A 26703-nucleotide genomic window follows, 5' to 3' on the forward strand; every position below is an offset into this window, starting at 1 on the left:
TTTACTTGCTTTCGCCTATTGGAATGATTTATTTTTGCGACAATTATTAAAAACCTTTAAATGCGGACAAAATTATCTCAATTTACATTTAACCTCCCCAAAAACTTAATCGCACAATATCCTTCAGACGAACGATCGGATGCTAGAATGATGGTGGTACACCGCAATACAGGCAAGATTGAACACCGAAAATTCAAAGATATACTGGATTATGTTGAAGATGGTGATGCTATGATTTTAAACAATACCAAGGTGTTTCCTGCCCGTATGTATGGGCGCAAAGAAAAAACGGGTGCGAAAATTGAAGTATTCCTGTTACGTGAACTCAACAAAGACGTCAAGCTCTGGGATGTATTGGTTGATCCTGCTAGAAAAATTAGGGTTGGAAATAAGCTTTACTTCTACGATAAGAATGGCAAAGAGATTCTGGTTGCAGAGGTTGTAGACAATACAACATCTCGTGGTAGAACGATCAGATTTATGCACGACGGCAATGAAGCTGCGTTCCAAGCGGCACTAAAAATCTTAGGTCAAACACCTTTGCCAAAATATATCAGCCGAAATGCTGAACCTCTGGATGAAGAAAGGTACCAAACCATCTATGCAAAAGAAATTGGCGCTGTTGCAGCTCCAACCGCAGGATTGCATATGAGTCGTGAGATCTACAAAATGCTTCAAATAAAAGGAGTGGACTTTGGTGAAGTAACTCTACACATCGGTCTTGGGACTTTTCGCACAATTGATGTAGAAGATCTATCTAAACATAAGATGGAAGCAGAATATTACAGAATTCCTGCAGAAACGGCCCAATTGGTCAACAATGCAAAAGAAAACGGAAAGAATGTTTTCGCCATGGGTACTACAACTATGCGTACATTAGAATCATCGATCACAGCTTCGAAAATGTTGAAGGCCTCTGAAGGCTGGACAAACCTGTTTGTTTATCCGCCTTATGATTTCAGCATCGCCAATAGGATGATTACAAATTTTCATTTGCCAAAATCCACATTACTCATAATGGTTTCAGCATTTGCAGGGCATGAATTATTGATCGATGCATACGAATTAGCTATTAAAGAGAAGTACCGCTTTTTCTCTTATGGTGATGCAATGCTTATAATTTAATTTTTTTGACAATTATTGGAACTTTTTTGACATTGTCGTTATTTGAACAGAAGTATTCATCAAAACTAAGTAGAATTCTATGTATTGGACTTTAGAACTTGCACATCACCTTGAAGAAGCGCCATGGCCGGCTACAAGAGACGAACTTATAGACTATGCTATACGTTCAGGGGCGCCTATAGAAGTGATTGAAAATCTCCAGGAACTGGAAGACGAAGAAGAAACTTATGAAAGTATGGAAGATATTTGGCCGGATTATCCACGGAAAGATGACTTCCTCTTTAACGAAGATGAGTTTTAAAAAATAAATGCCAGAGAAATAAAATCCCTTCCATTCAAAGAAGGGATTTTTAATTTTACCACATGGATAAGTTTGACTCAACAACAAGCACGATGCTATTTCAAATAGCGGTAGATGGTTATTCATCTTGTGGAAAGAGTACTTTAGCCAAGGCGATTGCCCGAGAGTTAAATTTACTTTATATAGATTCGGGTGCCATGTACAGATGTGTTGCATATTATTGCCTTAGCAATAATATAGAGAACTTAGCTGCTAATGATTGGGATAGATTGATGTCTGAAATCGAGATCATGCTGACGCCTTCGCCTGACGGAAATCAAGTATTTCTTAATCAAACTGACGTCACAACTGCTATACGCAATCCAAATGTATCGAAAATTGTCAGTGAAGTTTCTGCCATTTCCTCAGTGAGAAGGAAGTTGGTTGAAGTTCAGAGATCATATGCAACAGAACGGCCTGTAGTCATGGATGGCAGAGATATTGGTACAGTCGTTTTTCCAGATGCAGCAGTAAAACTATTCATCACTGCCGAATTGAGAACACGCTCACTTCGTAGGTGGAATGAATTCAGAAAAAAAGGAATCATGATGCAAGTGGAAGAAATTGAAGCCAATCTTCTACACAGAGATCACATAGATTCTACTCGAGCCGACAGTCCATTGACTAAAGCCCATGATGCCGTAGTTATTGACAATACACACTTGACAGAAAAGGAGCAGCTCGACAGAGCTCTGGAGATCATTGCCGCTAAATTGAATTCTGTTTCAAATTTTTGATGCCTGCCAATACACACTTGTAAATTATTCGTAAATTGAGAATTCAAAGACTTTTTGAGCATCTTTTTTAAAATTTCACATCAAAATATGAAAGTAGACTTACAGTCCAACAAAAACGAGGATCAGATGAAAACGATGATTGCTCATTTGAGAAAAACATTAGATATCATCGAATTGGGTGGTGGAAAAAAAAAGCTGGAAGCTCAAAAATCACAAGGTAAAATGACTGCGCGAGAGCGGATCCAAGCATTAATGGATCCCCAACAACCCTATTTTGAGCTGGGGAGTTTGGCTGGGTTTGAGATGTATGAAGATCATGGCGGTTGTCCTGCTGCAGGTGTAGTGATAGTATTAGGTTATGTAAGTAATAGAGTGTGCATTGTAGTAGCAAATGATGCCACCGTAAAAGCCGGTGCTTGGTTTCCCATCACTGGCAAAAAAAATCTACGCGCACAGGAGATAGCGATGGAAAATCGGATTCCTATCATCTATCTAGTGGATTCTGCAGGAGTCTATCTCCCAATGCAAGATGAAATCTTTCCTGATAAGGAGCATTTTGGAAGAATATTCAGAAACAATGCCAGGATGTCTTCCCTGGGAATTCCCCAAATAGCAGCAGTTATGGGATCCTGTGTAGCAGGCGGTGCATATTTGCCAATTATGTCTGACGAAGCTCTCATAGTAAAGGGCCATGGTTCCATTTTCCTTGCAGGTCCCTATTTGGTCAAAGCAGCAATTGGTGAAGATACCGATAATGAAACATTGGGAGGAGCCAGCACTCATAGCCAGATTTCAGGTGTTACGGATTATGAAATGGAAGATGATCTAAGCTGCATTGTAAAAATTAGAGAACTTGTAGATAAATTTGGGAAGATCAATAATGATCATTTAGAAAGATCAACTCCCCTATCCCCCAAAAGGAAAGCTCAAGAAATACTCAGCTTGTATCCTGAAAACCCCCTGAAACCATACGACATGATTCCTATACTTGAATGTTTGGTCGATGGCTCTGAGCTCGTTCAATATAAAGAAAACTATGGCAAAACAATTATTTGTGCTTACGCGAGAATAGATGGTTGGTCAGTTGGGATTGTTGCGAACAATCGAAAAGTGTTCAAGTCAGGCAAAGGAGAAATGCAAATGGGTGGGGTCATATATTCTGACTCAGCAGACAAAGCAGCTCGATTTATTATGAATTGCAACCAGAAGAAAATCCCACTAGTCTTCATTCATGATGTTACAGGATTTATGGTCGGGACCAGATCAGAGCATGGTGGGATCATCAAAGATGGGGCTAAAATGGTCAATGCTCTCGCTAATTCAACTGTTCCAAAAATCTCAATAATAATTGGAAATTCTTATGGCGCGGGCAATTATGCCATGTGTGGAAAGGCTTACGATCCACGGTTGATCCTGGCATGGCCTACAGCAAAAATTGCTGTCATGGGGGGACTTCAAGCTGCCAAGGTACTCGCTCAAATTCAGGTAGCCTCCCTCAAATCAAAAGGTCAGCCTCCTAGTCCGGAAGAAGAACAAAAGCTCATCGAGGAAATCAGTAAAAAATATGAAAAACAGACCACCCCTTATTACGCCGCAGCCAGGCTTTGGGTGGATGAAGTCATTGATCCCAGAACCACTAGAGACTGGATTTCTTTAGGATTACAAGTCGCAAATAATGCGCCAATTAAAAAATTCAATACAGGAGTCCTCCAAACCTAAGTTTCGATTTACAGGCATAGGATTCTTATGTTTATAATGAGAAAGTAATAAAAGAACAAAGCATTTATTTTCCTGTTATTCTAAAATTTGCATGATGTATGATGAGAGAAGATCACAAGAAGTGGATAAAGAAAATTGGAATTGCCGGTTTCCTTTTTTTTCTGATAAAAGGATTGCTGTGGCTTTTCTTAGGTGGAAGTCTAATCAACTGGATGTGCAATTCCTGAGCATCTTCATTATTATTTTGAGTGCTTCTACCCTGAATGCACAATTTAAATCGGTAGAAAAAATGGATAATATTTTCCTCCATAAGTTTGAATTCATAAACAAAGTTCACTTGGAATCAGATATTATTTACAAACCAGGTTTTTTTTGCAAACTGGAAGATAAAATTCCAAACACAGCTCCGCTAAAGCTAAACTTTAGCCTGGGTTCATTGGATTATACGAATTATCTGGAGTATTATACATATAAGCTTAATCCATCAAACAAGCAGTATTTTCGCCAATAACCCTTTGATTTATATGCGTACGTACATAAGCAATAAAATTGGCTAACATGCATTTTAAGACTACGTGATTTCTAGTGAAATACTAAATAAAAACTAATTTTACAGCATGTCAATTCATTCAGAAATCAAGCGTGTAACCACGCATACGCTTCAAGAAATGAAGCTCCGTTCGGAGAAGATCGCAATGCTCACTGCATATGACTATTCGATGGCAAAAATGCTAGACAATGCAGGTATAGACGTTCTGCTAGTCGGAGATTCAGCATCCAACGTCATGGCAGGTCATGAAACCACTTTGCCTATCACCTTGGATCAAATGATTTACCATGCCCAATCAGTAGTGCGAGGGGTAGAAAGAGCGCTTGTGGTAGTCGATCTTCCTTTTGGGTCATACCAAGGGAATTCGAAAAGAGCCCTCGAGTCATCTATCAGGATAATGAAGGAAAGTGGTGCACATGCAGTCAAATTGGAAGGAGGTGCTGAAGTGACTGACTCAATAAAGAGAATACTCACTGCAGGTATCCCTGTTATGGGACACTTGGGTCTGACTCCTCAATCCATTTATAAATTTGGAACTTATGTAGTCCGAGCAAAAGAGGATGAAGAAGCTGATAAATTAATAGAAGATGCACATTTGTTGGAAAAGTGTGGTTGCTTTGCCATCGTACTTGAAAAAATACCAGCAAAATTGGCAGCTAAGGTCAGCCAAAGCTTACAGGTACCCACAATTGGCATTGGTGCAGGAGCAGAAACGGATGGACAAGTGCTCGTCACACACGATATGCTTGGAATCAATAAAGACTTTCACCCAAGATTTCTTCGTCGCTATTTAGATATTTTTGATCAAGTAAACCTTGCTGTTAAAAAATACGCTGATGATGTTAAATCAAAAAATTTTCCAAACGAAAAAGAACAATATTGATGCTTTCTAAATCTTGGAAAAAAATATTAATTGCATTGACTTTGGCAGTAGTATTATTTTTAGCCATAGTGTTTTATATATTATATGCTGACAATATAAAAAACACTGAGTCATTCGATTTTTACATTTCAAAAAATGAAAAGCTCGAAGATGTATTTACAAATTTAAAAGAAAATCAAATTCTTAAAAGTGAGTTAAGTTTTCGTCAAGCAGCCAATATTCTTTCTTTTAATGACCAAAAAATAAAGCCTGGAAAATATATTATCTCTCCGGGAATGAATAATTACAAATTAATCTCGAAGTTAAGATCCGGCAAGCAAGATCCAATCAAACTATCTATCAACAATGTCAGGGACATTTATCAATTATGTGGCAGACTTGGCAATAGTTTGATGGAAGATTCCATGAGTTTTGTACAGTTATTTACAGATAGTTTATTTTTGGATTCATTAGGTTACAAACCGGAAACTGTGCTTTCTCTTTTTATACCAGATACATATGAAATATATTGGACCGTTAGCCCCAGAAAAATTGCAGATAGGTTTCAAAAAGAACATGACAATTTCTGGTCAAAAAATGGAAGAAAACAAGCAATTGCAGATCAACAATTGACAGAAGTTCAAGCTTACACGTTAGCCTCAATTGTTGAAAAGGAAACTTTGGTGGATAAAGAAAAAGCAACCATAGCGGGCGTATATCTGAATCGATTAAAACAAAACATGAAATTGCAAGCTGACCCAACAGTGGTATTCGCCCTAGGTTTATTTGGAATTCAGCGCATACTATTCGAGCACCTCCATACTCCCTCTCCTTACAATACTTATGTAAACACTGGGCTTCCTCCAGGTCCGATCTACATGCCATCGATAGCGAGTTTGGATGCAGTCATTCATCCGGAAAAACATGATTACATTTTTTTCTGCGCCAAACCGGGATATGAAGGAACTCATTCTTTTGCAGTAAACCTTCAAGGGCATGCTATTAATGCTAATGCATACAGAGATTGGTTAAACAAAGAAAATATTAAATAATTCGCTTTGAATTCATTTTTTCAAATAAATAACTGTCATTATTTGAATTATCATCAATGCTTTCCAGAGGGTTCTGATAATCAATCAAATTTTTGCCCCAGATTTTTCAAATACGAATGATTAGGTAGTATCAGCATTTTTCCTAATAAAATGAAAACCTTAGTTATTTGCCTGGATTATCACCATCTTACTTGATAATGCTCTACCGCTGTATAGTCTAACCGAATAAATCCCCGAGGGAATATTTTTCAAATCAATGATAAGTTGGCTGAGATCTGATTGGCTATGGTAAATGACCTGGCCGCTTGAATTGACAAGATCAATGCGCACAACTTCATTAGTTGGTGCAATCCATTTCAAGTGCAACATTTCATTTGCTGGATTAGGATAAACATTCAAATCAAACACATCATATACAGGATTTGATGCATTTGTCAATACTTCTACGGACACACTTTCAGATTGGTAAACCACTTTTGTTACCTGGTCTTGAATAAATTGTACTACCTCTAAATCCGAGAATTCTTCAACACAATGTTCTGTTGCATGATTGATATGATTGGCTACCTGGCCATCCAGAGGTAATCTGTAGTTTCCTTTGAAGCTAAAGTCCAAATGAAAATCCTGAGATACCAGTTTATTGAATGCTGGCAAAGATTTGCCAGCATCAGTAGGCAGCATTTTTTTCATAACATGATAAAATTCCCTTTCACCATTAGTTTTGAGATTCTTGGATGTAGTCTTTTCACAAATTGCAGTATATAAAACCAGGCCGCCCTTAAAATCCGTTAAGCCGGTGATCTTAGTATCGATATTGACCTTATGATCTGCATTTATAGTTGCTCTTGGTTCAATACTAATAAAGGCAGGCACAGCAGTGGCATTTTCAAAATCATCAGAAGTGTATGCTGACGGATTAATTCTGGTAGTTCCATCGATAAAAGTAGTAGGTACTAAAGTTACAGAAGGCTGGTAAGATGTCCCTCGATTTCTACCTTCTTGAGTAGTATAAGGATCTCCGGTTCCAGGAAAATAAAATTGGTATTTGATGCTTGTGTACCTATCTTCATTTGAAAGAAGTATAGTTTCGAGATTAATATTTCCAGGCACGCAAGGTGGACAGGTGGAAGATGTAAATGTTTCATGTAAGACTTTACGTTGGACAAAAGAATCCACCAAAGTAACCAAGCCTGTTACTGTATCATTAGCTGGTTTTGTCGAAGGTGAGCTTCCATTGATATCCGAAAGCCACAACTTTATGTCGTACTCACCTGCACTACCATTAAAAGCTTTATTAGTGCTGACTTTAAACGCATCCAAACTCTTAATATTCAGTCCTGAAAATTTTTCAACAGTGGGATTAAGTCCGTTAACACTATAATTTAAGTTATATGAATTTATTGTTGATTCGCCAACATTTCTATAGTTAGCTGTTAAGGGTACCGGCAAGTCATTTCTTGAGTAATATCTTTTATTGGTAAAGTCAACACCAGCAACGTCGTGGTTTGGTCGTTGCCCTGGTAAATACTCATGGTAACTATTATCTTTAGGCGTATAATCTGCCCCTGAATTGAATGCATAACTTGCAGTATTATCCAAGTTGTATGCTGTGGACTGATCCAATTGAATACCTAATGTCAATGAGGTCTTACCTGTACATTCGGTATTGTTCAAGACACATAATGTGCGTTGTTCGACCAAATAAATTGCATTTGTACCTTCTTCCAGTACTATAGATCCATAGAAATAACCTTGTATCTGAAGTTCTTTTTCATGATAGGAGTTGAATGATATCCAAAGTTGTCTTGCACCAGGATTGCCGAATGTCTTTCTCACGATATAATCTCCCGGCCAGCATCCTAGGCCCCACATACAAATAGATTTATCCGGGACCTTAGTAGAAGGTAAAATTTGGTTTATTGTATCCAGTCCTAAAACAGTAGCTGTATCAAAGGTTAATATTCCGGAAGAGGATACCTTAAATTTTGATACGGGTTGATTATTGAACAAAAAAGGAAAACCTATGGATTGGATGGAGCTGTATGACCTGGTGTACGAAGCCGTGTTTCCGAGAATGGTTGACCAGCCTGCAGGCAATCCGCCTCCCGGTGGATATTCGTTGTCATTATTAATCCCACCTGGGTTTCTTCCCGCATTTACCCAAGAGGTTTGGAAATACTGAGCAAATACAAGGTTCATCATTAAAACAGCACAAAAAGAAAGAAGTAGCTTCTTTGTCATGTTAAATAAAATTAATACAATAAAAGAAATATAATGTAAGGTACGAATTGTTCCGGATAGAATTCGTCGAACTGACTTTTTTGATCATTCAGCTTTCCAGCTGTTCCTTTTGAACAAGTTTTGAATAAAAGGCAAAAATAAATTTTTGAGCAAGTACATAGGAAATCCATGAAAATAATGCAGCTCCAATTATGTCATAACTATAATGAACATGCTGAAATAGGATCATGATTGCTAAAGTGATGGCAAGAAAAAAATAAACGATCTTCATCGATCGAGGCTTCATGCTTAAAAACAACAGGAACATACTGGCAAAATGCCCTGAAAAAAATAGGTCTCTTTTCAGTATAGTTGCCTGAAAAAAAAGACTTTCCAAAACTGGATCATAAAGCGGAATTAGGTCCTTTGGCTCTGCCAGCGGTACAAAAAAAATACAAAGAAACCGCACCAAGTACATAAAAGCAAAAGCGAATAACAATTGAAGAAACACAACCGGAAAACGAACAAGAGAAATCAAACCGTACAAAAGGGAGCCATACAGCAAAATAAAGATTGGCCAAGAACAATCAACAGGAGGTAACCAATCAAGAAGAGGATCTTTAATACTGATGCCCGGTCTATGCTCCAATACCGGGAGATAAAATCCATTCAATAATTTGACCAGGTACAATGCCACCAGCACCATGACCAATAAGGGCACATAAACACGTTTGTCAACAAGTTCGAATGAAATACTGCGGACTTTGCTTTGACCTGACATCTTAATACAGTACGGATGATTAAAAAGCAAGCAAATATACAGAGACTCAACTGTTTCAACTGTTAATATTCTTTCACAACTAAAAGGAAAACATTTTCAATTGAAATACTGAAATAATGCCAGAAAAGCTTCTAGATTCACTGCGAAATTAAAAAAATCAAAATTTCTTTGCTTTTTCCTACTTAAAATCAGTACAAGACATTAAAAAACTACTTATTATCTACAGTTCCCGAACAATGTTAATTTATTTATAATATTCATTAAACTTTTTTACCATTAAACAATCAAAGAAATATCATTCGCTTCCAAATTACAATATATGAATCAGAGACGATTTACTTTGAACTCCAATCCCAAAGATGAAAGCTCCCCAGAAATGATGCCATCCCGAGCAGCAGCTCTGCCTATTATGGGTGGCCTGGATCTATTTTCCGGGGCTTGGAATTATGCTACAGCAGCACACTTGTTGAGGCGGGCAATGTTTGGACCTACTCATGCACAAATCAACCAAGCTGTCAGTGACGGACTAAGCAAAACTTTAGACAAACTAATGCAAACTACTCCAGAACCGGCTCCACCGCTCAATTATGGATTTGCACAGGATGTCAGTGCTCCGGTTGGAGAGACTTGGGTTGACAAACCTGGAGATCCCACGATTCAGGGTTTATTCCAATCAAGGGACAACTCCCTTCATGCCTGGATAATGGAAAACATATTCAACGAAGGGGTAAGCCTAACAGAAAAAATGATGCTGTTTTGGCACAATCACTTTGTAGTATCTGATGTTTTTGATCCACGCTACAAATACTATTATCTTACAACGTTGAGAAAAAATGTGCTTGGCAATTTTAAAACTTTAACGGAAGAAATCACGATCGATGCTGCCATGCTAGTGTATTTGAATGGAAATCAGAACACAAATCGGGCTCCAAATGAAAATTATGCGCGAGAATTAATGGAGCTCTTTACTTGTGGGAAAGGACAATTAGTTGGTCCGGGTGACTACACTACATATACTGAAAAAGACATCGCAGCGGTTGCAAAAGTTTTGACCGGTTGGACTATAGCTCGAGATAGGAATCTAGGTACATACAATGTACAGTTTGTGGCAAACCTCCACGATACCAGTACTAAAACTCTTTCAAACAGATTCAACAATGCAACTATCTCGAATAAAGGAAACAATGAATACAAAGAAATCATTAATCTGCTTTTCCAGAAAAGAGAAACGGCAACTTTCATTTGCCGAAAACTGTATAGATATTTTGTTTATTACCAGGTTGATTTGGCAATAGAGAATGAAATCGTCAATGGGCTTGCAGATCTATTGATAGCGGATAATTTTAACATAAGTACTGTAGTCAGGAAACTCTTATCAAGCGACCACTTCTACTCGTCTGAAGCATTAGGAGCAATGATCAGACCTCCTTATGAATTTTTGTTTAATACATTGAAGACAATGTCTTTTACTCCTCCGACAAAATTGGCAGAAAAATATAATACATATCTGTTTTTTTATCGTGGATCTGCAAACTTACAACAAGTGTATTTTGATGTTCCAAGTGTAGCCGGATGGACTCCTTATTATCAGGAACCAGGCTTCCATGAAATTTGGATTAATTCAGTGACATTACCTGCGAGGGTGACATGGACTAGCGGCCTCATTACAAAACTTAGAATCAGGAATGTCACCGGTTTATTTGGTCTGGATTTGGTCGCCTATGTTGGAACTTTGCCGGACCCTACAAATGCAAAAAATTTGATAGCCGATATCGTCGCACATCTACTGCCAAGACCTATATATTCAAATCAGTCTGACTACCTTTTGAAAGTTCTTTTGGGAAATATTTCAGAAGCCAGGTGGACAACAGATTATAACAATTTTAAAGCCAATCCGACCAATACGCAAGCGAGGGCTACAATAGAAAATAAGCTTAAAATTCTATTTTTCGCGCTTCTCGCAATGCCCGAATATCAACTCAGTTAATTGTGTTCAATTATTAAAAAACAGAAAATGAAAAGAAGATCATTTATAAAATCTAGTTCAGCAATAGGTGTACCTCTGTTGATCAACGGAATCCCGGTGAATGCCATTTCACGCAGCTCATTTCTGAACCTTGTCAGCCCTGAAAATGATAAAATTCTGGTCTTAATCCAGCTGACAGGTGGAAATGACGGATTAAATACAGTCCTGCCATTAGACCAATATTCTGCTCTTGATAAAGCGAGAAATAAAATCCTTATAAAAGAAAATCTTGCCCTCAAATTGAGGGATAATCTCGGATTGCATCCAGTCATGACAGGCATGAAAGCGCTTTATGATGAAGGTAAAATTTCATTAATCCAGTCAGTAGGATATCCAAATCAAAATAGGTCTCATTTTAGATCTACAGACATCTGGACTTCAGGTTCAGCCGTAGATGTTTTTGAGACTACAGGATGGCTTGGAAGATATTATTATCCAAATCATACAAATTATCCTAATGGATATCCGAATAATGACAACCCGGATCCATTAGCGATTACTATAGGTTCATTGGTTTCACAAACTTGTCAAGGTCCGATCACGAATTTCTCATTGGCTGTAAACGATCCGGCAAACCTGATCAAAATTCCACAAGGGGAGCTTGCTACATCTGTTCCGAATACTAACTACGGGATTGAATTGAAATATCTGCAAACCATGTTGCTCCAAAACAATGATTATTCAGACATCATGACAAATGCGTATACTGCAGCTGGAGGTACGATCACTTCGTCGGGCAACCCATTACAGGACAAATTGAATATCGTTTCTCAATTGATCAAAGGAGGTCTTCGTACCAAAGTTTATGTTGTGGACATAGGCACATTTGATACGCATGCCAATCAATGCGATCCCACCGATCATGAGATAGGCAATCATGCGACATTATTGCAAAGAGTTTCAGATGCTGTAAAAGCCTTCCAGACAGAACTTGAAAAATCAGGAAATGACAAAAGAGTTATCGGAATGACGTTTTCAGAATTCGGGAGAAGGATTTTGGCAAACGACAGTACTGGGACTGATCATGGTACAGCTGCACCTATGTTTATGTTTGGAACATGTATCAAAGGTGGGATACTAGGAAACAATCCGACAATTAATGATACAGTAGCCAATGATGAAGGAGTCGCTATGCAATATGACTTCAGATCAGTTTACGCTTCTGTACTTATGGACTGGTTCGGATTGTCTGCTGCAGAAGTAAAATCTACCTTGTTTTCCGATTTCCAAAAATTACCAGTAATTGAAGGATGCGCTCCAACCAATACTGATGACTACTCCCGAGATTTTGGCCTCGCACTTGATGTCATTTCAAATCCTGTAATGCATACATTAAAAATAAATTATCATACAGGTGATGAAAAAATCAGACTTAGTGTTTTCGACAGTATGGGCTCTGAAATTAAAATTCTAGTAAATGGTCGAAGTCGTGCCGGAGAACATAATCTCAGTTGGGAAATGGGTGGTGTACCTTCCGGTAATTATTTTGTACGAATTGCTTCACTTTATGCTCAGAAAACAGAGCATTTTTCAAAAATAGATTAAGGTAAATATTGGCTACAGTATGTTGAAATCTTCTTGATTTTAACATGCTGTAGTCGTATTTTAGGTATTTATTAATTTCAAGCCAAATATTAAAAGTGGTATTAAGAGTAGCATAAATAGTTTAGGATCTTATTTATTCCAGCGTTATAATTTCAATTTCGACTACCAGTTAAATTAATTAGATCTTTGCCGTTAATTTACTGGGTAAAATTTGACTAATTCGATATGCGGAGAATTGAATTGAAATTATTTTTCACGCGATTATAATCAAAGTTCACTATTCATCTTCTCCGCCTTTTTCCATTACTAGATAACATCCAGCCAAAGCCAAGAGAATAGCTATTGAGGTCAAACCATACAGCACGAAACCTCTCATAGAAGGTAGAATTTCCATCATAGTGAGGACACAACTCAAAAACCCAAGAAATCCTCCAAAGCCCATTAAAAACCAACCCCAATTTAGTCTTTTTTTTACACGGTATTGATAGTATTTATCCAGAATAGACTCTGAATCAACATCTGAATAACCCATCTGAGATAAATAATCTTTACGCTGTCCACGGCTAGCATTCTCGTTTTCCCAATTTGAAAACATCAAGTTAGAATCATTATAATCTTGTTGCATATAGAAGCATTTGCGAACAAAAATACTTTTTATTCACAAAAATTCCAATTTTTATCCTACAATAATAAATATGTGAGGTAAACTACCCCATCACTTCGTTCTCGCTTTCTGGTAGCTATCTTTCAGGCCAACAGTTCTGTTGAAAACCAGATTGTCCATGCTAGAATCTTTATCCAAACAAAAATATCCCTGACGCATGAATTGGAATCTGTCTTCTATGCCAGCATTTTTCAAAAATGGTTCTGCTATCGCATTTTGGAGCGTAGTGAGTGAATTGGGATTTACAAACTCCTTGAAATCAGAAGCTTGCACATTTGGATCTTCGACAGTAAACAGTCTTTCGTATAATCGCACTTCCACTGGAAAGCCACATTTAGCGTCGACCCAATGAATTACGGTTTTAACTTTAAGTCCTGATTTGTCTTGTCCGCTTTTGCTTTCTGGAAAATAGGTACAACTGAGCTCAATCACTTTACCTTCGTCATTTAATTTGAAGTCATCACATCTGATGATATAAGCCCCCTTCAATCTCACCATCTGCCCTGGAGATAATCTCAAAAAACCTTCTTCTGCAGAAACCATAAAATCATCAGATTCTATCCAAATTTCGTTCGAAAAAGGGACATCATGTTTTCCTTCATCAGGCGATTCCGGATTATTCTCAAGACTTAAAATCTCCGATTGTCCTGGAGGATAATTGCTGATAATAAGTTTGAGAGGATGCAGAACGACCATCGCGCGTGTCGCCTTTTTATTGAGTTCCTCTCTGATAGCAAATTCTAGTAAAGACAGATCTATTAAATTATCTCTACGCGCAACACCTACCAATTTTGCAAAATGCCTGATCGATTCAGGAGTATATCCTCGCCTTCTAAAGGCTGAAATTGTAGGCATACGAGGGTCATCCCAGGAGCTCACATATTTTTCACGAACAAGCTGAAGTAATTTCCGCTTACTCATCACCGTATAACTCAAGTTGAGCCTTGCAAATTCGATCTGCCGTGAAGGATAGATTTCCAAATTTTCGATAAACCAATCATACAGAGGTCTATGATTTTCGAACTCTAAAGTACAAATAGAATGGGTGATACCCTCAATGCTGTCTGACTGTCCATGCGCAAAATCATACATTGGATAAATACACCACTGAGTGCCAGTTCTATGATGTGGTGTAAACAAAATACGATATAAAATGGGATCACGCATATGCATATTTGGAGAACTGAGATCTATCTTAGCTCTCAATACCTTCTCGCCTTCTTTGAATTTACCTTCTTTCATTTCTTTAAACAGTCGGAGATTTTCTTCGACTGTCCTGCTCCTCCCTGGTGTAGCTTTACCTGGTTCCGTTGGAGTCCCTTTGAATGTAGCAATTTGTTCTGCTGACAAGTCTTCTACATAAGCCTTACCATCCCGGATAAGCTGCAAGGCAAACTCATAAAGCTGTGGAAAATAATCAGATGCATAAAAAAGCCTGTCTTCCCAATCAAAACCAAGCCACCGGATATCTTCCATGATAGCATCAATATATTCTGTCTCTTCTGTCTCCGGATTGGTATCATCAAACCTAAGATTTGTCTTTCCCTTATAAGTTTGCGCTAAACCAAAATTCAAACAAATGGACTTGGCATGTCCTATATGTAAATAGCCATTTGGTTCGGGTGGGAATCGGGTTTGTATCCGACCTCCATGTTTTCCATTTTTTATATCTGCCTCTATTATCTCTTCAATAAAATTAAGAGACTTGACTTCCTTTTCCATAACCATTATTTATAGATCTTACATTTTATCCGGCATTGAAATACCTAAACAGCGCATGCCATGCTCTAAGTAAAGTGAAATGACATAACATATGCTTAATCTCCATTGTTTTAATTCGTCTGTTTCTGCATTGAGAATCCTGCATTCATGATAATATTTATGGAAATCCTTAGCCATTTGATACAAGAAATTTGCAAGATGGCTGGGATCCAAAGTTTGTGCTGAGTGATCAAGAATTTCTCGGTATTGAGAAACTGCATAAATAAGCACTTTTTCCTGTTCATGAATTTGAGAAGCAATAGTGACTTTAGGTAAAATCGGCTTAGAAGATTTACGTAAAATCGATTTCATCCTTACAAAGGCATTAACAATGTATGGGCCAGTATGGCCCTGCATATCCAATGACTCAGATGGATCAAATATCATTTTCTTCCTAGGATGCACTTTTAGAATAAAATACTTGAGAGCTGCCATTCCAATCTGATAAAAAATAGTCGATTTTTCCTCTTCATTCAAAGCTACCAGCTCCCCTCTTTCATTTGCGGATAGTGCTGCTTCAGAAACGATTTCATCGATTAAGTCATCTGCATCCACGACAGTTCCTTCCCTTGATTTCATTCTTCCTGTTGGCAATTCCACCATCCCATATGAAAGATGAAATAATCCCTTCGCATATGGTCGATTTAATTTCTTAAGGATTTCAAACAATACCTTGAAATGATAATCTTGTTCATCCCCAACTACATAAACCACATTATTCTTCCCGTGCTGTGTATTTCGCAATTCTGCAGTTCCAAGATCTTGAGTGATATACATGGATGTACCATCACTTCTTAGAACGACTTTTTTATCTAAGCCTACATCCTGCAAATCGATCCAAACTGATTTATCAGGTTCTCTATAAAATACACCGGAATTCAAGCCCAGATCGATGATTTCTTTACCTAATAAATAAGTGTCCGATTCATAATAATTGGTATCAATATGTATACCGACTCGCTTCAATGTCTCATCGAATCCTACATATACCCAATTGTTCATCCTCTGCCATAAATCAATTGTTGCAGTATCATTTTTCTCCCACAGTAATAGCAAATCCTTTGCTTGTTTGCCTAGAATACTATACTTATTAAAATATTCATTTTTATAATCTTTGAAAAATTCAGTTTCAGAATCAGTTTTTGAAATATTCAAAAATAAATTTCGAGCAGTATCAGTTTGTTGCCATGCAAAATATTCCTCTTTAAAGTGTTTTTCAAAAGCGACATACAAATCTCCTACAAAATGATCACCCTTTTGATGAGAAGTATCAGGTGTAGCTCCATTTGCATAATTCAACCATGCTACCATACTTTTGCAAATTGCAATTCCTCTATCATTGATAACTTGGGTAGTTAAAACATCTTGTCCCAATTCTTGCAAAATAGTCTTCACTGACCACCCGAGGAGAATATTTCTGATATGACCCAGATGCAATGGCTTATTTGTATTGGGGCTACAAAATTCAATCAAGTAAGAATCAATAATTCTATTCTCCCTTAATACGTCTTGGATTGGCTTACGGTGCACAGTACTAAAGATGTCATACCAGATAGTATCCGGCAAATCAAAATTCAAAAAACCTTTTACAACCGAAAAAGATTTGAGCTCATCTTGAGCTGTTAATTGAATTCCCAATTCATTAGCAATCATTTCTGGTGATTTTCCGGTAAGTCTTGCAAATGGGAATGTCAACAAGGTAAATTGCTTGCCAAATTCCTTCTTGCAAATATCAATTACAAGCTGTTCTTCCAATACTTCAACTTGGTAAACTGACTGCAGGATATTGACTACAGCAGGTTTTAAACTTGAAAAATAATTCATATGTTTCTTTTAAAAAAGCTAAAATGAGTCTGGCCGTAATTTCTGCATTGAGCAAAAAACTCATGAGATTGAAATTGGTGAGCCTGATGATGCTCTAATACAAACAAACCATTTTCCATTAATTTATTAGCGTCAAATATGAGATCCGGAATCAAAGGGATCTCTTTCAAAGGATATGGTGGGCCAGCAAAAATATAATCATACTTTCCTGGATCTGATAACACAAACTGCTTATAATCTGACAATACAACCTTTACCGAATTTACTGAATCCAATTGCTCCAAAACCTTCTTTACAAACAAAGTAGCCGGTTTAAATTTATCAACATACGTTACTTTTTTGCAACCTCTTGACAGCATTTCATAAGTGTGCGCACCGGTTCCACCAAACAAATCCAAAGCTGACGAATCTGCGAAATCAATAATATTATCCAATATATTGAACAATGCCTGTCTGGCTATTTCAGTGGTAGGCCTCGTAGGCCAATTGTTTGCAGGTGGATAAAAAGTTCTCCCACCAAATATTCCTCCACAAATTCTCATATTTATTCAAGTGTGAAGTTGACTTGTACTTTCTTGAAATAAATCTTACAAGTTTGAGCTATTTTAGAATCATCCGCAACAGATCCACATAAGACTAATCTGTCTAAATTTTGATCCAATCCATTTAATCTATAGGCAAGCTGGATAAAATAAAGTAACTCAATTTCATCCTGAAACTGAAAAATATTTACAAATATAACTTCTGATAATCTATGAACTTGCAGTATTAAATGCTGATTTGAAATGAATGCATAAACACATGTTTGATCTATACAAAGTTCTGAGCTGCAAAATTCTTTACATTTTTCTGATATATGAAAGACAGTACCAACATTAGCCGGCAGACCATTATAATCAGATTTAGCAATTGCAAAGCGAATAAAACGATTTCCGTATTGTCTGATGATTTCTATTTCATTCGGATATAATGGGTACATCCTTTGTTCCTTTAAATCTGCACTCCATTGGTGTTTTTTTGTCAATGAAACTACCCAATTCTCGGCATGAAACTTGCTTTGAGTCGATATTTCTACTCTTCGCGAATTTACATCCTGATTTGAAATCAATATTGCCATAATAGAAAAAAAATAACCAAAGACACGCAAAAATAATCAAAAATCACCATGTCTATGAATTTCTCTTCATGAACCTTCGTGAGAGGTATACGTTTCAATCAAAAATCGAAATACATTTCGTTAAAATTCAATTCCTCAATAAAATCATGCAGGTACCTTTGATATTGGCAATAGAAAGTTCGTGCGATGATACCTCAGTCGCTATCGTCCAAGGAAATCGGGTTCTATCGAATATCATTTCTTCACAACAAATTCATAAAAAATACGGTGGTGTGGTCCCAGAAGCGGCATCCCGTGCACATCTTGAAATGATCATTCAATGTGCAGAAGAGGCTGTTTCTGTCGCTGGAATAAATTTGTCAGATCTCAATGCCATTGCTGCCACTCAAGGACCTGGTCTAATGGGGTCACTGATAGTTGGACTTAATTTCGCAAAAGGCTTGTGCAAGGGCATGGCAAAACCCTTAATCACCGTGCATCATTTGCAAGCCCATGCGCTTTCGATTTTTATGGACAGAGATCACACCCAATTTCCGGTTTTGTGCATGATTGTTTCTGGTGGACATACACAACTTGTTTTAATTCAAAGCGATTATTCAATACAGCTTATTGGTCAAACAGTGGATGATGCTGCAGGTGAAGCCTTTGACAAAATTGGAAAGCTATTAGGATTACAATATCCTGCTGGACCTGAAGTGGATAGACTATCCAGGCTTGGATTTCCAAAGTATGTATTCCCGAAATCAAAAATGGATGCTTACAACTTTAGCTTTAGCGGCCTAAAAACGGCAGCTCTTTATTTTTTACAAAATAATACAAGAGAAAATCCAGAATTCATCAATCAAAACATTAATGATATTTGTGCATCTATCCAATCAGCGATTATTGATATGTTACTGGACAAACTTGAAAAAGCAGCTAACGATTTCAACATCGGACATATTGGTATTTCCGGTGGTGTCTCTGCTAATAGCGGTTTGAGAGAAAAATTACAATTCAAAGCGGTTGAAAAGGACTGGAATTTACTCTTTCCCAAATTGCAGTATTGCACTGACAACGCTGCAATGATTGGAATGGTTGCTACTTTGAAATACAAAGCCGGTAATTTCGCTTCCTTTGACACCCCGGCTTTAGCAAGGTACGCTATCCCCGAAAACTTATCATCGTAATGCCATCGCCACCCTCTTCAGCAGGAGGCTGCCAGGTTTTATCAATAAATGTATAAGTTCTCAAGCTTTTGGAAATCGCATTTTTCAACACTCCGTTTCCTTTGCCGTGAATAACTTTCACCTCCTTAAAATTCGACAACAAAGCACGGTCAAGAAAAACTTCAAGTGTATCTATAGCCTCAACTTGACGAAATCCTCTTATATCTAAAGTACTATTAAATTGTGGTTCCACTTGGGCTCCCTTTATTTGGACACTATGTTCGCTTTTCGTATCAACTGCATTGCTCACTAATTCCAACTCGCCGAAAGGAATTTTAAATACCATGTTATTCGCTTCCACATGAACTATGTCCTTAACGACTCTAGATACTTTTCCCAGAATACCAAACTGAAGTAATCGTACAATTTGGCCGGTTTCAAAGTCTTCCAGTGTACTTTTATGTTTTTGAATTTCTTTTAGCTTATCTGAAAGATATTTCAGTTCCAAATGCTTCTTTTCATGATTAGCCTTTTGTTCTTCGGCCAACTTTCGTAGTTCAATCTCTTTGCGCTGGCTAACTCTTTCACGATATAATTCTCTAACTTGCTCATGCTGTAACTGATTCTGTTGAAGCTCCAATTGTTTCTGTTCTACTTTCATCTTCATACGCCTAAGCTCCACAGTCTTACTGATTTCGGAATAATGTGCTATCAGTTTATCCAGTTGAGCAGTACGTTGTTTATGTTTATGAACTTCCTCCTCCAGCTGAAGCTTCTGTTTACCCAGATCTTCTAACAATTTTTCAAAACTCACGGTAGAACTGCCCACTAGTTTTTTGGCCTTCTTTAGAATCGGATCTGGAATATTCATCCGAGACGCAATTTCAAGTGCGTAAGAAGTACCAGGTTTGCCAACGGCCAATTTGTATGTTGGTCGCAAATGAGCTTCATCAAAAAGCATAGCGCCATTTACTAAACCATCCGTATTGTATGCAAAAGTTTTTAAATTGCCGTAATGGGTATTGATTACACCAAAAATATTTCTCTTATTCAAATCTTCTAACAGCGCCTCAGCAATGGCTCCTCCGAGTTTGGGCTCTGTACCAGTTCCAAACTCATCGATATATACAGCAGTCGTTTCGTCTGCCACTTCCAAAAACTGCTTCATATACATTAATTTTGCACTGTAGGTACTCAACTCATTATCCAAGGATTGAAAATCTCCTATATCAGCGCAAATTTTCTTAAAAACTTTCATCGATCCATTCCGATCTGCAGGCACTAATAATCCTGCTTGAAACATCAATTGAAATAAAAGCATGCTTTTCAAAACTATTGATTTGCCTCCTGCATTAGGGCCAGATAAAATGAGTATACGGTTTTTCTGATTTAAATACAGATTGAAAGGTACAGTGGATTTCCCTGCCTGACTATTTTTAATAAATAAAAGTGGATGAAATGCATTGTAAAGTTCAATCGAATCATTGCTTATTGCCATCTTTCTTGCTGAAATCAATTCAGCAAAACACGCTTTTGCATGCAGTACATCCAACTCAACCAAAATAAAATAGTTATTCATCAATCCTTCCCCTTCCGGCCTGATATGCTCCGTCAGATCGATCAATATTTTCCTTATCTCATCTTCCTCTTCTAACTTCAGTTCACGAATCGAATTATACAAAAAAACTAATTCCTGAGGTTCAATATAGAATATTCTACCAGAGTCGGATTGAGCATGTAATATACCGGGAACTTTTCTCTTGTGTTCAGGTAATACACACAAAACATATCTACCATTTCTAATAGACTCCTCTTGTTCAACTAAAAAATTTTGTGAACGATAATTCGCTACACTCTTTCTAAAAGTTTTGTAAACAGTTGCTTCTAAATTTTTAATCTCGTTTCTTAAATTAGAGAGATTCTGAGAAGCCGTGTCCTTCACGAATCCTTCTTCTTCAATTATGGATACAATCTTTTTCCACATTGCATCCAGCGGTGTCATTTGTTCTAACAACTGCCTAGTGGATGGATAATGTTTTACATCTTGATGCGCCAAATAAGTCATTACTGCCTTAGTGTTGCGGAGAACTTTGATCAAGCGTATGAATGACTCCATTCCCAGAGGCAAGTTTTCTATCTGGAGCAACTTTCCTTCTTCTTCAATAGATTCAAAACCGGTTAACGGTAAAGCGGAAATTGTAATCAGATCCACAAGTTCGGCGATAGAGTTTTGCTTCCTAGTGATTTCCTCAGGGTCAGAAGAAAATTGAATATTATCAATCTGAAGTCTTGCTTCATCAGAAACACATCTGAATTTCATCCATTCAATGATTCTATAAAAATCTACCATCTGGGGTAAATGCGACGGATATAATTCAAGTTTTGATTGTCTCTCCATTATTGATTGGGTCTGCTTCGCTTCACTTGCTCTTCTATACTCTTTTTAAATAATTCAAAAGAATCAAACTCCTTTCTAAAACTTATTCCAGAACCTACTTTATGTCTCACGCCATAGTAACTGTCCTCTCCTTTATAATAAAAACGAAGTTTAAGACCAGGGACCGGAGTGTTCCATTCGATCACACTTTCCGGTGTAAAATTCGTTGAATAATATATTGCTGAGTTGGTTTTATAATTGCCCCCCAGAGTGACTGCCCACTGATCATCCAGCAATCGGTGTTTCAAACTTATAGCTACTTCACCTGAATTTGTACTCACATCTTCAGAGTTATAAGTCTTCACTACATCATAAGCTACATTGACATCTACCCCGGAAATAAAACTATTCTTACCCCAGGCTTCCGACAAAAGATTGGAGGCAAAAATTGAAAGTTGATTGGATAATAATTCGGAAAAATTCCTTGTTAATGATCCACTCAATCCAGAATTGAACACATTATTGGATTCAATAAAACTACCAAACACTAATAAACCAAATACCTGCTGATTGAGCAAATCTTCATTGTTTTCCAAAGTATTAATTTTGCTTTCTGCAAGACCTTTCAACTCCCCGGTTAAATCTGGAAAACGTAATTTAAAATGAATATCAGGTGCTAATAATGATCCATTCAGTAGCATCGTGAGTTCGACTTGTGTCCTGGCGCTAGCTTCCTTAATAGCTTCTCATCGTTGAGATATTCGGCAAGGAAAGTGCTCATGCTTGTGTATAAACCTCCATAGCTGGCTTCCAAATCTATTTCAGCGTTCAACGGATCCCCTTTCCATTGAATCAAACCTCCACGTTTTATAGTGAATGGTTTATTAACAAAATTGAGTAAAGTGAATAAATATTCTCCTCTTTCGACTTCATAACTTCCATGTATAGAGAAGTCAGAATAGGGAGAGGAGGCGATCTGGAGATTACCTCTACCGTAGGATTTTATACGGTCTCCTGCGGCTTCATCAAACACCAGAGATACCTCAACATTATCATTAGCAGATAAGTCCATGAGAAAATTCATACCCGGAATTGAATTTGAAGTAGCTGACCAATTGATACTGTCACTCTTGACGGTATCCCTTTTAAAATCCAGGAATTTTGCTTCACCGATATCCTGATTATAATTTACAGGTATAGTGACAGAGCTCCCTTTTAATACATGCAGCGAAGTGTATAAATTTACATTGGACAAATTACCTTCGAATGTCGATCTAAACTCCCCTATCACTTTTCCATAATAATAACTATTAGAAGATTTTGATGTGTTGAGCAATAGTGCTTTTTGAGATTTCATTTCTAATGAAATATAGAAAGAGCTAAAGTTATCTTGTCTTAAATAACCGTCTATTTGAATTGGATTATCAAGTTCGTCTTTGGCAGTTACTTTATCAAAAATCAACTTATCATTCTCAAAATAAATTTTCTGGTCATTTGCAAAAACTCTCACTCCCAAATAATTAATCTTTGTTTGAACTTCCGTAGCAGTTGCTTCTCCTCTCAGTAAAATCTTGCTGTTTCTGATCATCAAATTTACTTCTCCCGTCACAAAACCTGAAGTTTCTGAAATTGAAGCTATAAAATTCTCGAGTATGCGAATAGGGTAATTTTGCAAATTCACTACAAAATCACCTTCCCAATTCTTCTGATTCTTTCCTTTGGCAGTTGGTATTTTCAATGAACCTTCAGCCTCAAGAAGATACTGTTTATACTCATTTTTTAATTTAATTTTTAAAGGACTATTAAGGCTATCCAACACTGCAAACAAATAAACTTTGCCATAATGCACTCCACCTATTTTTGTGTATTCAACAGCTATATCAGCATTGATCTTTTCCAATTTCGAAAGATCCGGAATTTTTATATCCACTGTCGCAATACCAGAAACAACAAATGACTTTTTCCTCAACCACAAATTCAAAATGTCAATGTTGACGTTTTGGAGGTAAATTTGGATTCCCTTATTATCAATATCCTCAATGGATACACTTCGATATTTGTTTTCTATTTCAAAATCTCTGACATACCATTTCCCTCCCGAATATTTAATCTCAGAACCAGGCCTCACAGTCCATTTAGTTGAGTCTAAAACTAAAGTCTCGTCCAGAAAATGGAAACTGTATGAATTTAAATGTTTACTCACCTGCATATTGGCTACTATAAAATCATTCTTCGAAACTGAGTCTTTACTGTATAGATCTAGATTCATTATTGAATCTTCAGCAAGTAAAGTAGCCTTTATTTCATTGAGCCAAGTCTTATTATTAAAATTATACTTACTTGACGAAATATTCGCCTGCACTTTATTTCCTAAAACTCTAGCATCTAGCTTTAAGTCAAAGAGTTTATGCGTATCATATTCCAATTTCTCAACTTTTCCATTCAGAGAAGCTTCTAGAGCAGATTTATTCAAATTTCCTTTCAATGTAGCATTTTCAAGGCTCATTGGAACTCTAGCAAACTGGAGCAATGGTGTAAGTTTACCAATATCTATATAAAAGTCAAAATTAGTCGCAGGATCAACTTGCTGAATACTCCAATTCAACTCTTGTGTCCATAAAGGTAATGATTGACTGACCAGGTATTTCAATGCAGGAAACACATCGTTCACTTTTACATTCCCTTTCAGAGATGCTTGTGCAAATTCGGTTTGAATCTTTAATAGAGCACCAGAAATATCTTTAATCTTGCTTATTTGGATGGATCCCAAGTTCAACTTTGTCTGCCGCTCCATATCTATTAGGACTCCTTGATCAATCTTCAACCAACCCGTAGCATCATCAATATTCTTACCTTCAAGGTCTGCTTCCATATTAGCGGTTATACTAAAATTCTGTTTACTGAGTCCCAAATCCTTCAAATTTACCTGAAAAATCTGAGCAGTAAAGTCAAATTCCGGTCTTGAATTTAAATTTGCTATTTTTCCTTGAAACTTTAATCTAAGTTTTTCATCAGTTGAAATTAATTTTCCATCTAACAAATCCTTGTTTAATTTACCATTAAAACTGATGCCGGAATAGTTCACTCCTTTATATTGGGCACTGCCAACATTCATATCCAGATCAGCATTCAAAGTTTCCCATGTAAGACCTGTTCCATTTCGAACCTGTGCTTTTAAATTTACTCCTCTCAGATCTAGTTGTGAGAACAAAGCTCCTAGATAAAAATTATCCATTGCTATCGAACCGGAATACTTCGCTTTTGATTTACCCTGAGATATGTCAATTCTTAAGTCGGTGACAAGGTATCCAAGCTCGGTGCCGAACCTTCCATACGAAACAAAATCTTCAAAATAACCATCAAATTCTCCTACAAAATCGAAATTTCCCAAGCGATCGTATTGCTCTGGTAATTTGAATTGCGGCACCAAACTTTTCACGAATCCAATGGAAGACCTGAGTTTCTTTGATTTAATATTGAGAAGTTCTTCCCCTGATTTTGTAATATTTCTGATTGCAACCCGACCTTCAAATTCCAAATCACGATCCACACTCAAATGAATTTGATTTGATTTTAAACTATTGATTTGTCCCAATATTTCCCCATCAATCCGAATTTTCTTTTTGATATTTCTATTTAAAATATCAACTTTTTTCTTTTCCGGTATAAAATAAAGAATATCTTGCACACCGATCTCTGAATTTTTAGAATGGATGTTCAAATACACATTTTCTTGAAAATTCTTCAAATCTTCATAGCTACTCATTAATAGTTCAACAGTATCCTTCAAATAACTATTACCTGTAGTCAGTTCACAATTGTAGAGTCCTATCAGATCGGGCAATATAGATACATATTCTGCATTGAGATTTTTAATTACAAAATCACTTTTAGTCGCTAAACACATAATTTGATTTCTCCAAGTCATTTTCAAATCATCATATACAAAATTGTTCAAGGAGACATCGATATTTTGGAATTCAATGTGGCGCGGATCAAACCTGCTTATACCATCTGAAGGTTTCCGGAAATCATGTAAATTAAAACTAGAAGCAGAAATATTCACCTGATCCACAGCTATCACGAGCGGAATTTCACAATTTTCATCTTCCTGAATGGAATCTCTTCCTGGAGATTTTGTATTAGTAAAACTATCGATCGGAAAATTCTTGGACAAGAGCACATATACATTTGAAATATCAGCAGACCTGAAAGCGATATGCTTAGCTTTTGGTTCAAAAGTTCTTACTTGAAGTTTACCCTTTCCTATTGTATAAATATCACGACTTGAGGAACTTATGTTTTCATTCACAAAAGAAACGTTGTTCAATTTTACAGTTTCAATATTGAGCTGAAATCCCTTTCCTCCAGTGGACTTTTTCCTATTGAATTGCTTGATAAATTGGTTGAGAGTTGTCGGTTCAGAATATTTATAGCGAACATTAAAAATCAAAGCATCTGTCAATTCAATAGATTCAATGGAAAGCGCATTGTTCCAAAGTGAACCAAGCCCCTGAGCGAGGCCGACTTTCAAGACACCGCAATAAATCAAAGTATCTGATTTCTGATCCTTAATCAGTAATTTCTCAATTTTGAAACCTGTAAAAACATTCATGTCAATATTGCCCACACTAAATTCATTGTCTATATGATCATTAAGATACTTTATGATCTGGGCTTTAGACCAAGTCTGAAAAGAAGCTGTTTGTGCAAGAATAAAGAAAAGAAATATTGCGAACATCAGGCCTCCGCTAATGATCAGAACTCTCCTTAAAAGGAGTGCTATCTTTCCTATGATTTTTTTTTCGCCCAAATTATTCTTTCACCTTTCAGATTAAATTACGTTTGTTGGCAA

Annotated in this window: 20 protein-coding genes; 10 read left to right on the forward strand and 10 right to left on the reverse strand. The window is 37.0% G+C overall.

Features of this window, described 5'->3' with window-relative positions:
- Positions 1-60 precede the first annotated feature (60 nt).
- The 7 genes from queA to mltG all read left to right on the forward strand — a co-directional run bounded on the left by queA (position 61) and on the right by mltG (position 6385).
- Positions 61-1125: a tRNA preQ1(34) S-adenosylmethionine ribosyltransferase-isomerase QueA gene (gene queA, locus IPI99_13010; protein ID MBK7341430.1), complete on the forward strand. Its 1065-nt coding sequence runs from the start codon at positions 61-63 to the stop codon at positions 1123-1125.
- A gap of 79 nt (positions 1126-1204) precedes the next feature.
- Complete coding sequence (locus IPI99_13015) at positions 1205-1426, forward strand: DUF2795 domain-containing protein (protein MBK7341431.1); 222 nt, start codon at positions 1205-1207, stop codon at positions 1424-1426.
- A gap of 92 nt (positions 1427-1518) precedes the next feature.
- Positions 1519-2202, forward strand: a complete 684-nt coding sequence (locus IPI99_13020; protein MBK7341432.1) for a (d)CMP kinase — start codon at positions 1519-1521, stop codon at positions 2200-2202.
- 87 nt (positions 2203-2289) lie between these two features.
- Positions 2290-3921 (forward strand): acyl-CoA carboxylase subunit beta, encoded by a 1632-nt coding sequence (locus IPI99_13025; GenBank protein MBK7341433.1) that lies wholly within the window; start codon positions 2290-2292, stop codon positions 3919-3921.
- Between the two features lie 91 nt (positions 3922-4012).
- Positions 4013-4432, forward strand: coding sequence for a hypothetical protein (locus tag IPI99_13030; protein MBK7341434.1), 420 nt, complete (start codon positions 4013-4015; stop codon positions 4430-4432).
- Positions 4433-4538: 106 nt separating this feature from the next.
- Positions 4539-5354 carry a 3-methyl-2-oxobutanoate hydroxymethyltransferase gene (gene panB / locus IPI99_13035; protein ID MBK7341435.1) on the forward strand — a complete coding sequence of 272 codons (816 nt, stop codon included), beginning with the start codon at positions 4539-4541 and terminating at the stop codon, positions 5352-5354.
- Entirely contained in the window at positions 5354-6385 is a 1032-nt protein-coding gene (gene mltG, locus IPI99_13040) for an endolytic transglycosylase MltG (protein MBK7341436.1), read from the forward strand. Before panB ends, mltG begins: the two co-directional genes overlap by 1 nt.
- A gap of 159 nt (positions 6386-6544) precedes the next feature.
- Here mltG and IPI99_13045 read toward each other — a convergent pair whose 3' ends face one another.
- Positions 6545-8626, reverse strand: coding sequence for a T9SS type A sorting domain-containing protein (locus tag IPI99_13045; protein ID MBK7341437.1), 2082 nt, complete (start codon positions 8624-8626; stop codon positions 6545-6547).
- 88 nt (positions 8627-8714) lie between these two features.
- Complete coding sequence (locus IPI99_13050) at positions 8715-9386, reverse strand: hypothetical protein (GenBank protein MBK7341438.1); 672 nt, start codon at positions 9384-9386, stop codon at positions 8715-8717.
- Between the two features lie 319 nt (positions 9387-9705).
- On the opposite strand from IPI99_13050, the gene IPI99_13055 reads away from it, so the two are divergent.
- Both IPI99_13055 and IPI99_13060 read left to right on the forward strand, forming a co-directional pair.
- Entirely contained in the window at positions 9706-11373 is a 1668-nt protein-coding gene (locus IPI99_13055) for a DUF1800 domain-containing protein (GenBank protein ID MBK7341439.1), read from the forward strand.
- A 27-nt stretch (positions 11374-11400) separates the two neighbouring features.
- The gene (locus tag IPI99_13060; protein MBK7341440.1) at positions 11401-12957 is read left to right on the forward strand and encodes a DUF1501 domain-containing protein; all 1557 of its coding nucleotides are present in this window, start codon (positions 11401-11403) and stop codon (positions 12955-12957) included.
- Between the two features lie 277 nt (positions 12958-13234).
- Here IPI99_13060 and IPI99_13065 read toward each other — a convergent pair whose 3' ends face one another.
- From IPI99_13065 to IPI99_13085, 5 genes are all read right to left on the reverse strand, one after another.
- Positions 13235-13582: a hypothetical protein gene (locus IPI99_13065; protein ID MBK7341441.1), complete on the reverse strand. Its 348-nt coding sequence runs from the start codon at positions 13580-13582 to the stop codon at positions 13235-13237.
- Between the two features lie 90 nt (positions 13583-13672).
- Positions 13673-15343 (reverse strand): glutamine--tRNA ligase/YqeY domain fusion protein, encoded by a 1671-nt coding sequence (locus IPI99_13070; protein ID MBK7341442.1) that lies wholly within the window; start codon positions 15341-15343, stop codon positions 13673-13675.
- An 18-nt stretch (positions 15344-15361) separates the two neighbouring features.
- Complete coding sequence (locus tag IPI99_13075) at positions 15362-17206, reverse strand: arginine--tRNA ligase (GenBank protein ID MBK7341443.1); 1845 nt, start codon at positions 17204-17206, stop codon at positions 15362-15364.
- Complete coding sequence (locus IPI99_13080) at positions 17203-17748, reverse strand: RsmD family RNA methyltransferase (GenBank protein MBK7341444.1); 546 nt, start codon at positions 17746-17748, stop codon at positions 17203-17205. Before IPI99_13080 ends, IPI99_13075 begins: the two co-directional genes overlap by 4 nt.
- 2 nt (positions 17749-17750) lie before the next feature.
- Positions 17751-18323: a DUF3822 family protein gene (locus IPI99_13085; GenBank protein MBK7341445.1), complete on the reverse strand. Its 573-nt coding sequence runs from the start codon at positions 18321-18323 to the stop codon at positions 17751-17753.
- A gap of 146 nt (positions 18324-18469) precedes the next feature.
- On the opposite strand from IPI99_13085, the gene tsaD reads away from it, so the two are divergent.
- A complete protein-coding gene (gene tsaD / locus IPI99_13090) occupies positions 18470-19492 on the forward strand; it encodes a tRNA (adenosine(37)-N6)-threonylcarbamoyltransferase complex transferase subunit TsaD (protein ID MBK7341446.1) in 1023 nt (340 codons plus the stop codon).
- Here tsaD and IPI99_13095 read toward each other — a convergent pair.
- From IPI99_13095 to IPI99_13105, 3 genes are read right to left on the reverse strand one after another with little or no spacing between them, the layout of a single operon-like run.
- Positions 19467-21869 (reverse strand): Smr/MutS family protein, encoded by a 2403-nt coding sequence (locus IPI99_13095; protein MBK7341447.1) that lies wholly within the window; start codon positions 21867-21869, stop codon positions 19467-19469. The genes tsaD and IPI99_13095 overlap by 26 nt on opposite strands.
- A complete protein-coding gene (locus tag IPI99_13100; protein MBK7341448.1) occupies positions 21869-22549 on the reverse strand; it encodes a hypothetical protein in 681 nt (226 codons plus the stop codon). Before IPI99_13100 ends, IPI99_13095 begins: the two co-directional genes overlap by 1 nt.
- Complete coding sequence (locus IPI99_13105) at positions 22540-26661, reverse strand: translocation/assembly module TamB domain-containing protein (GenBank protein ID MBK7341449.1); 4122 nt, start codon at positions 26659-26661, stop codon at positions 22540-22542. Before IPI99_13105 ends, IPI99_13100 begins: the two co-directional genes overlap by 10 nt.
- Between the last annotated feature and the right edge of the window lie 42 nt (positions 26662-26703).

It is taken from the genome of Saprospiraceae bacterium (assembly GCA_016710235.1).
Taxonomy (GTDB): domain Bacteria; phylum Bacteroidota; class Bacteroidia; order Chitinophagales; family Saprospiraceae; genus Vicinibacter.

What these genes read in the sequence shown, in the direction of transcription:
- queA (MBK7341430.1), top strand. Translation starts at nt 61, where the DNA reads ATGCGGACAAAATTATCTCAATTTACATTTAACCTCCCCAAAAACTTA.
- IPI99_13015 (MBK7341431.1), top strand. Translation starts at nt 1,205, where the DNA reads ATGTATTGGACTTTAGAACTTGCACATCACCTTGAAGAAGCGCCATGG.
- IPI99_13020 (MBK7341432.1), top strand. Translation starts at nt 1,519, where the DNA reads ATGCTATTTCAAATAGCGGTAGATGGTTATTCATCTTGTGGAAAGAGT.
- IPI99_13025 (MBK7341433.1), top strand. Translation starts at nt 2,290, where the DNA reads ATGAAAGTAGACTTACAGTCCAACAAAAACGAGGATCAGATGAAAACG.
- IPI99_13030 (MBK7341434.1), top strand. Translation starts at nt 4,013, where the DNA reads ATGATGTATGATGAGAGAAGATCACAAGAAGTGGATAAAGAAAATTGG.
- panB (MBK7341435.1), top strand. Translation starts at nt 4,539, where the DNA reads ATGTCAATTCATTCAGAAATCAAGCGTGTAACCACGCATACGCTTCAA.
- mltG (MBK7341436.1), top strand. Translation starts at nt 5,354, where the DNA reads ATGCTTTCTAAATCTTGGAAAAAAATATTAATTGCATTGACTTTGGCA.
- IPI99_13045 (MBK7341437.1), bottom strand. Translation starts at nt 8,626, where the DNA reads ATGACAAAGAAGCTACTTCTTTCTTTTTGTGCTGTTTTAATGATGAAC.
- IPI99_13050 (MBK7341438.1), bottom strand. Translation starts at nt 9,386, where the DNA reads ATGTCAGGTCAAAGCAAAGTCCGCAGTATTTCATTCGAACTTGTTGAC.
- IPI99_13055 (MBK7341439.1), top strand. Translation starts at nt 9,706, where the DNA reads ATGAATCAGAGACGATTTACTTTGAACTCCAATCCCAAAGATGAAAGC.
- IPI99_13060 (MBK7341440.1), top strand. Translation starts at nt 11,401, where the DNA reads ATGAAAAGAAGATCATTTATAAAATCTAGTTCAGCAATAGGTGTACCT.
- IPI99_13065 (MBK7341441.1), bottom strand. Translation starts at nt 13,582, where the DNA reads ATGCAACAAGATTATAATGATTCTAACTTGATGTTTTCAAATTGGGAA.
- IPI99_13070 (MBK7341442.1), bottom strand. Translation starts at nt 15,343, where the DNA reads ATGGAAAAGGAAGTCAAGTCTCTTAATTTTATTGAAGAGATAATAGAG.
- IPI99_13075 (MBK7341443.1), bottom strand. Translation starts at nt 17,206, where the DNA reads ATGAATTATTTTTCAAGTTTAAAACCTGCTGTAGTCAATATCCTGCAG.
- IPI99_13080 (MBK7341444.1), bottom strand. Translation starts at nt 17,748, where the DNA reads ATGAGAATTTGTGGAGGAATATTTGGTGGGAGAACTTTTTATCCACCT.
- IPI99_13085 (MBK7341445.1), bottom strand. Translation starts at nt 18,323, where the DNA reads ATGGCAATATTGATTTCAAATCAGGATGTAAATTCGCGAAGAGTAGAA.
- tsaD (MBK7341446.1), top strand. Translation starts at nt 18,470, where the DNA reads ATGCAGGTACCTTTGATATTGGCAATAGAAAGTTCGTGCGATGATACC.
- IPI99_13095 (MBK7341447.1), bottom strand. Translation starts at nt 21,869, where the DNA reads ATGGAGAGACAATCAAAACTTGAATTATATCCGTCGCATTTACCCCAG.
- IPI99_13100 (MBK7341448.1), bottom strand. Translation starts at nt 22,549, where the DNA reads ATGCTACTGAATGGATCATTATTAGCACCTGATATTCATTTTAAATTA.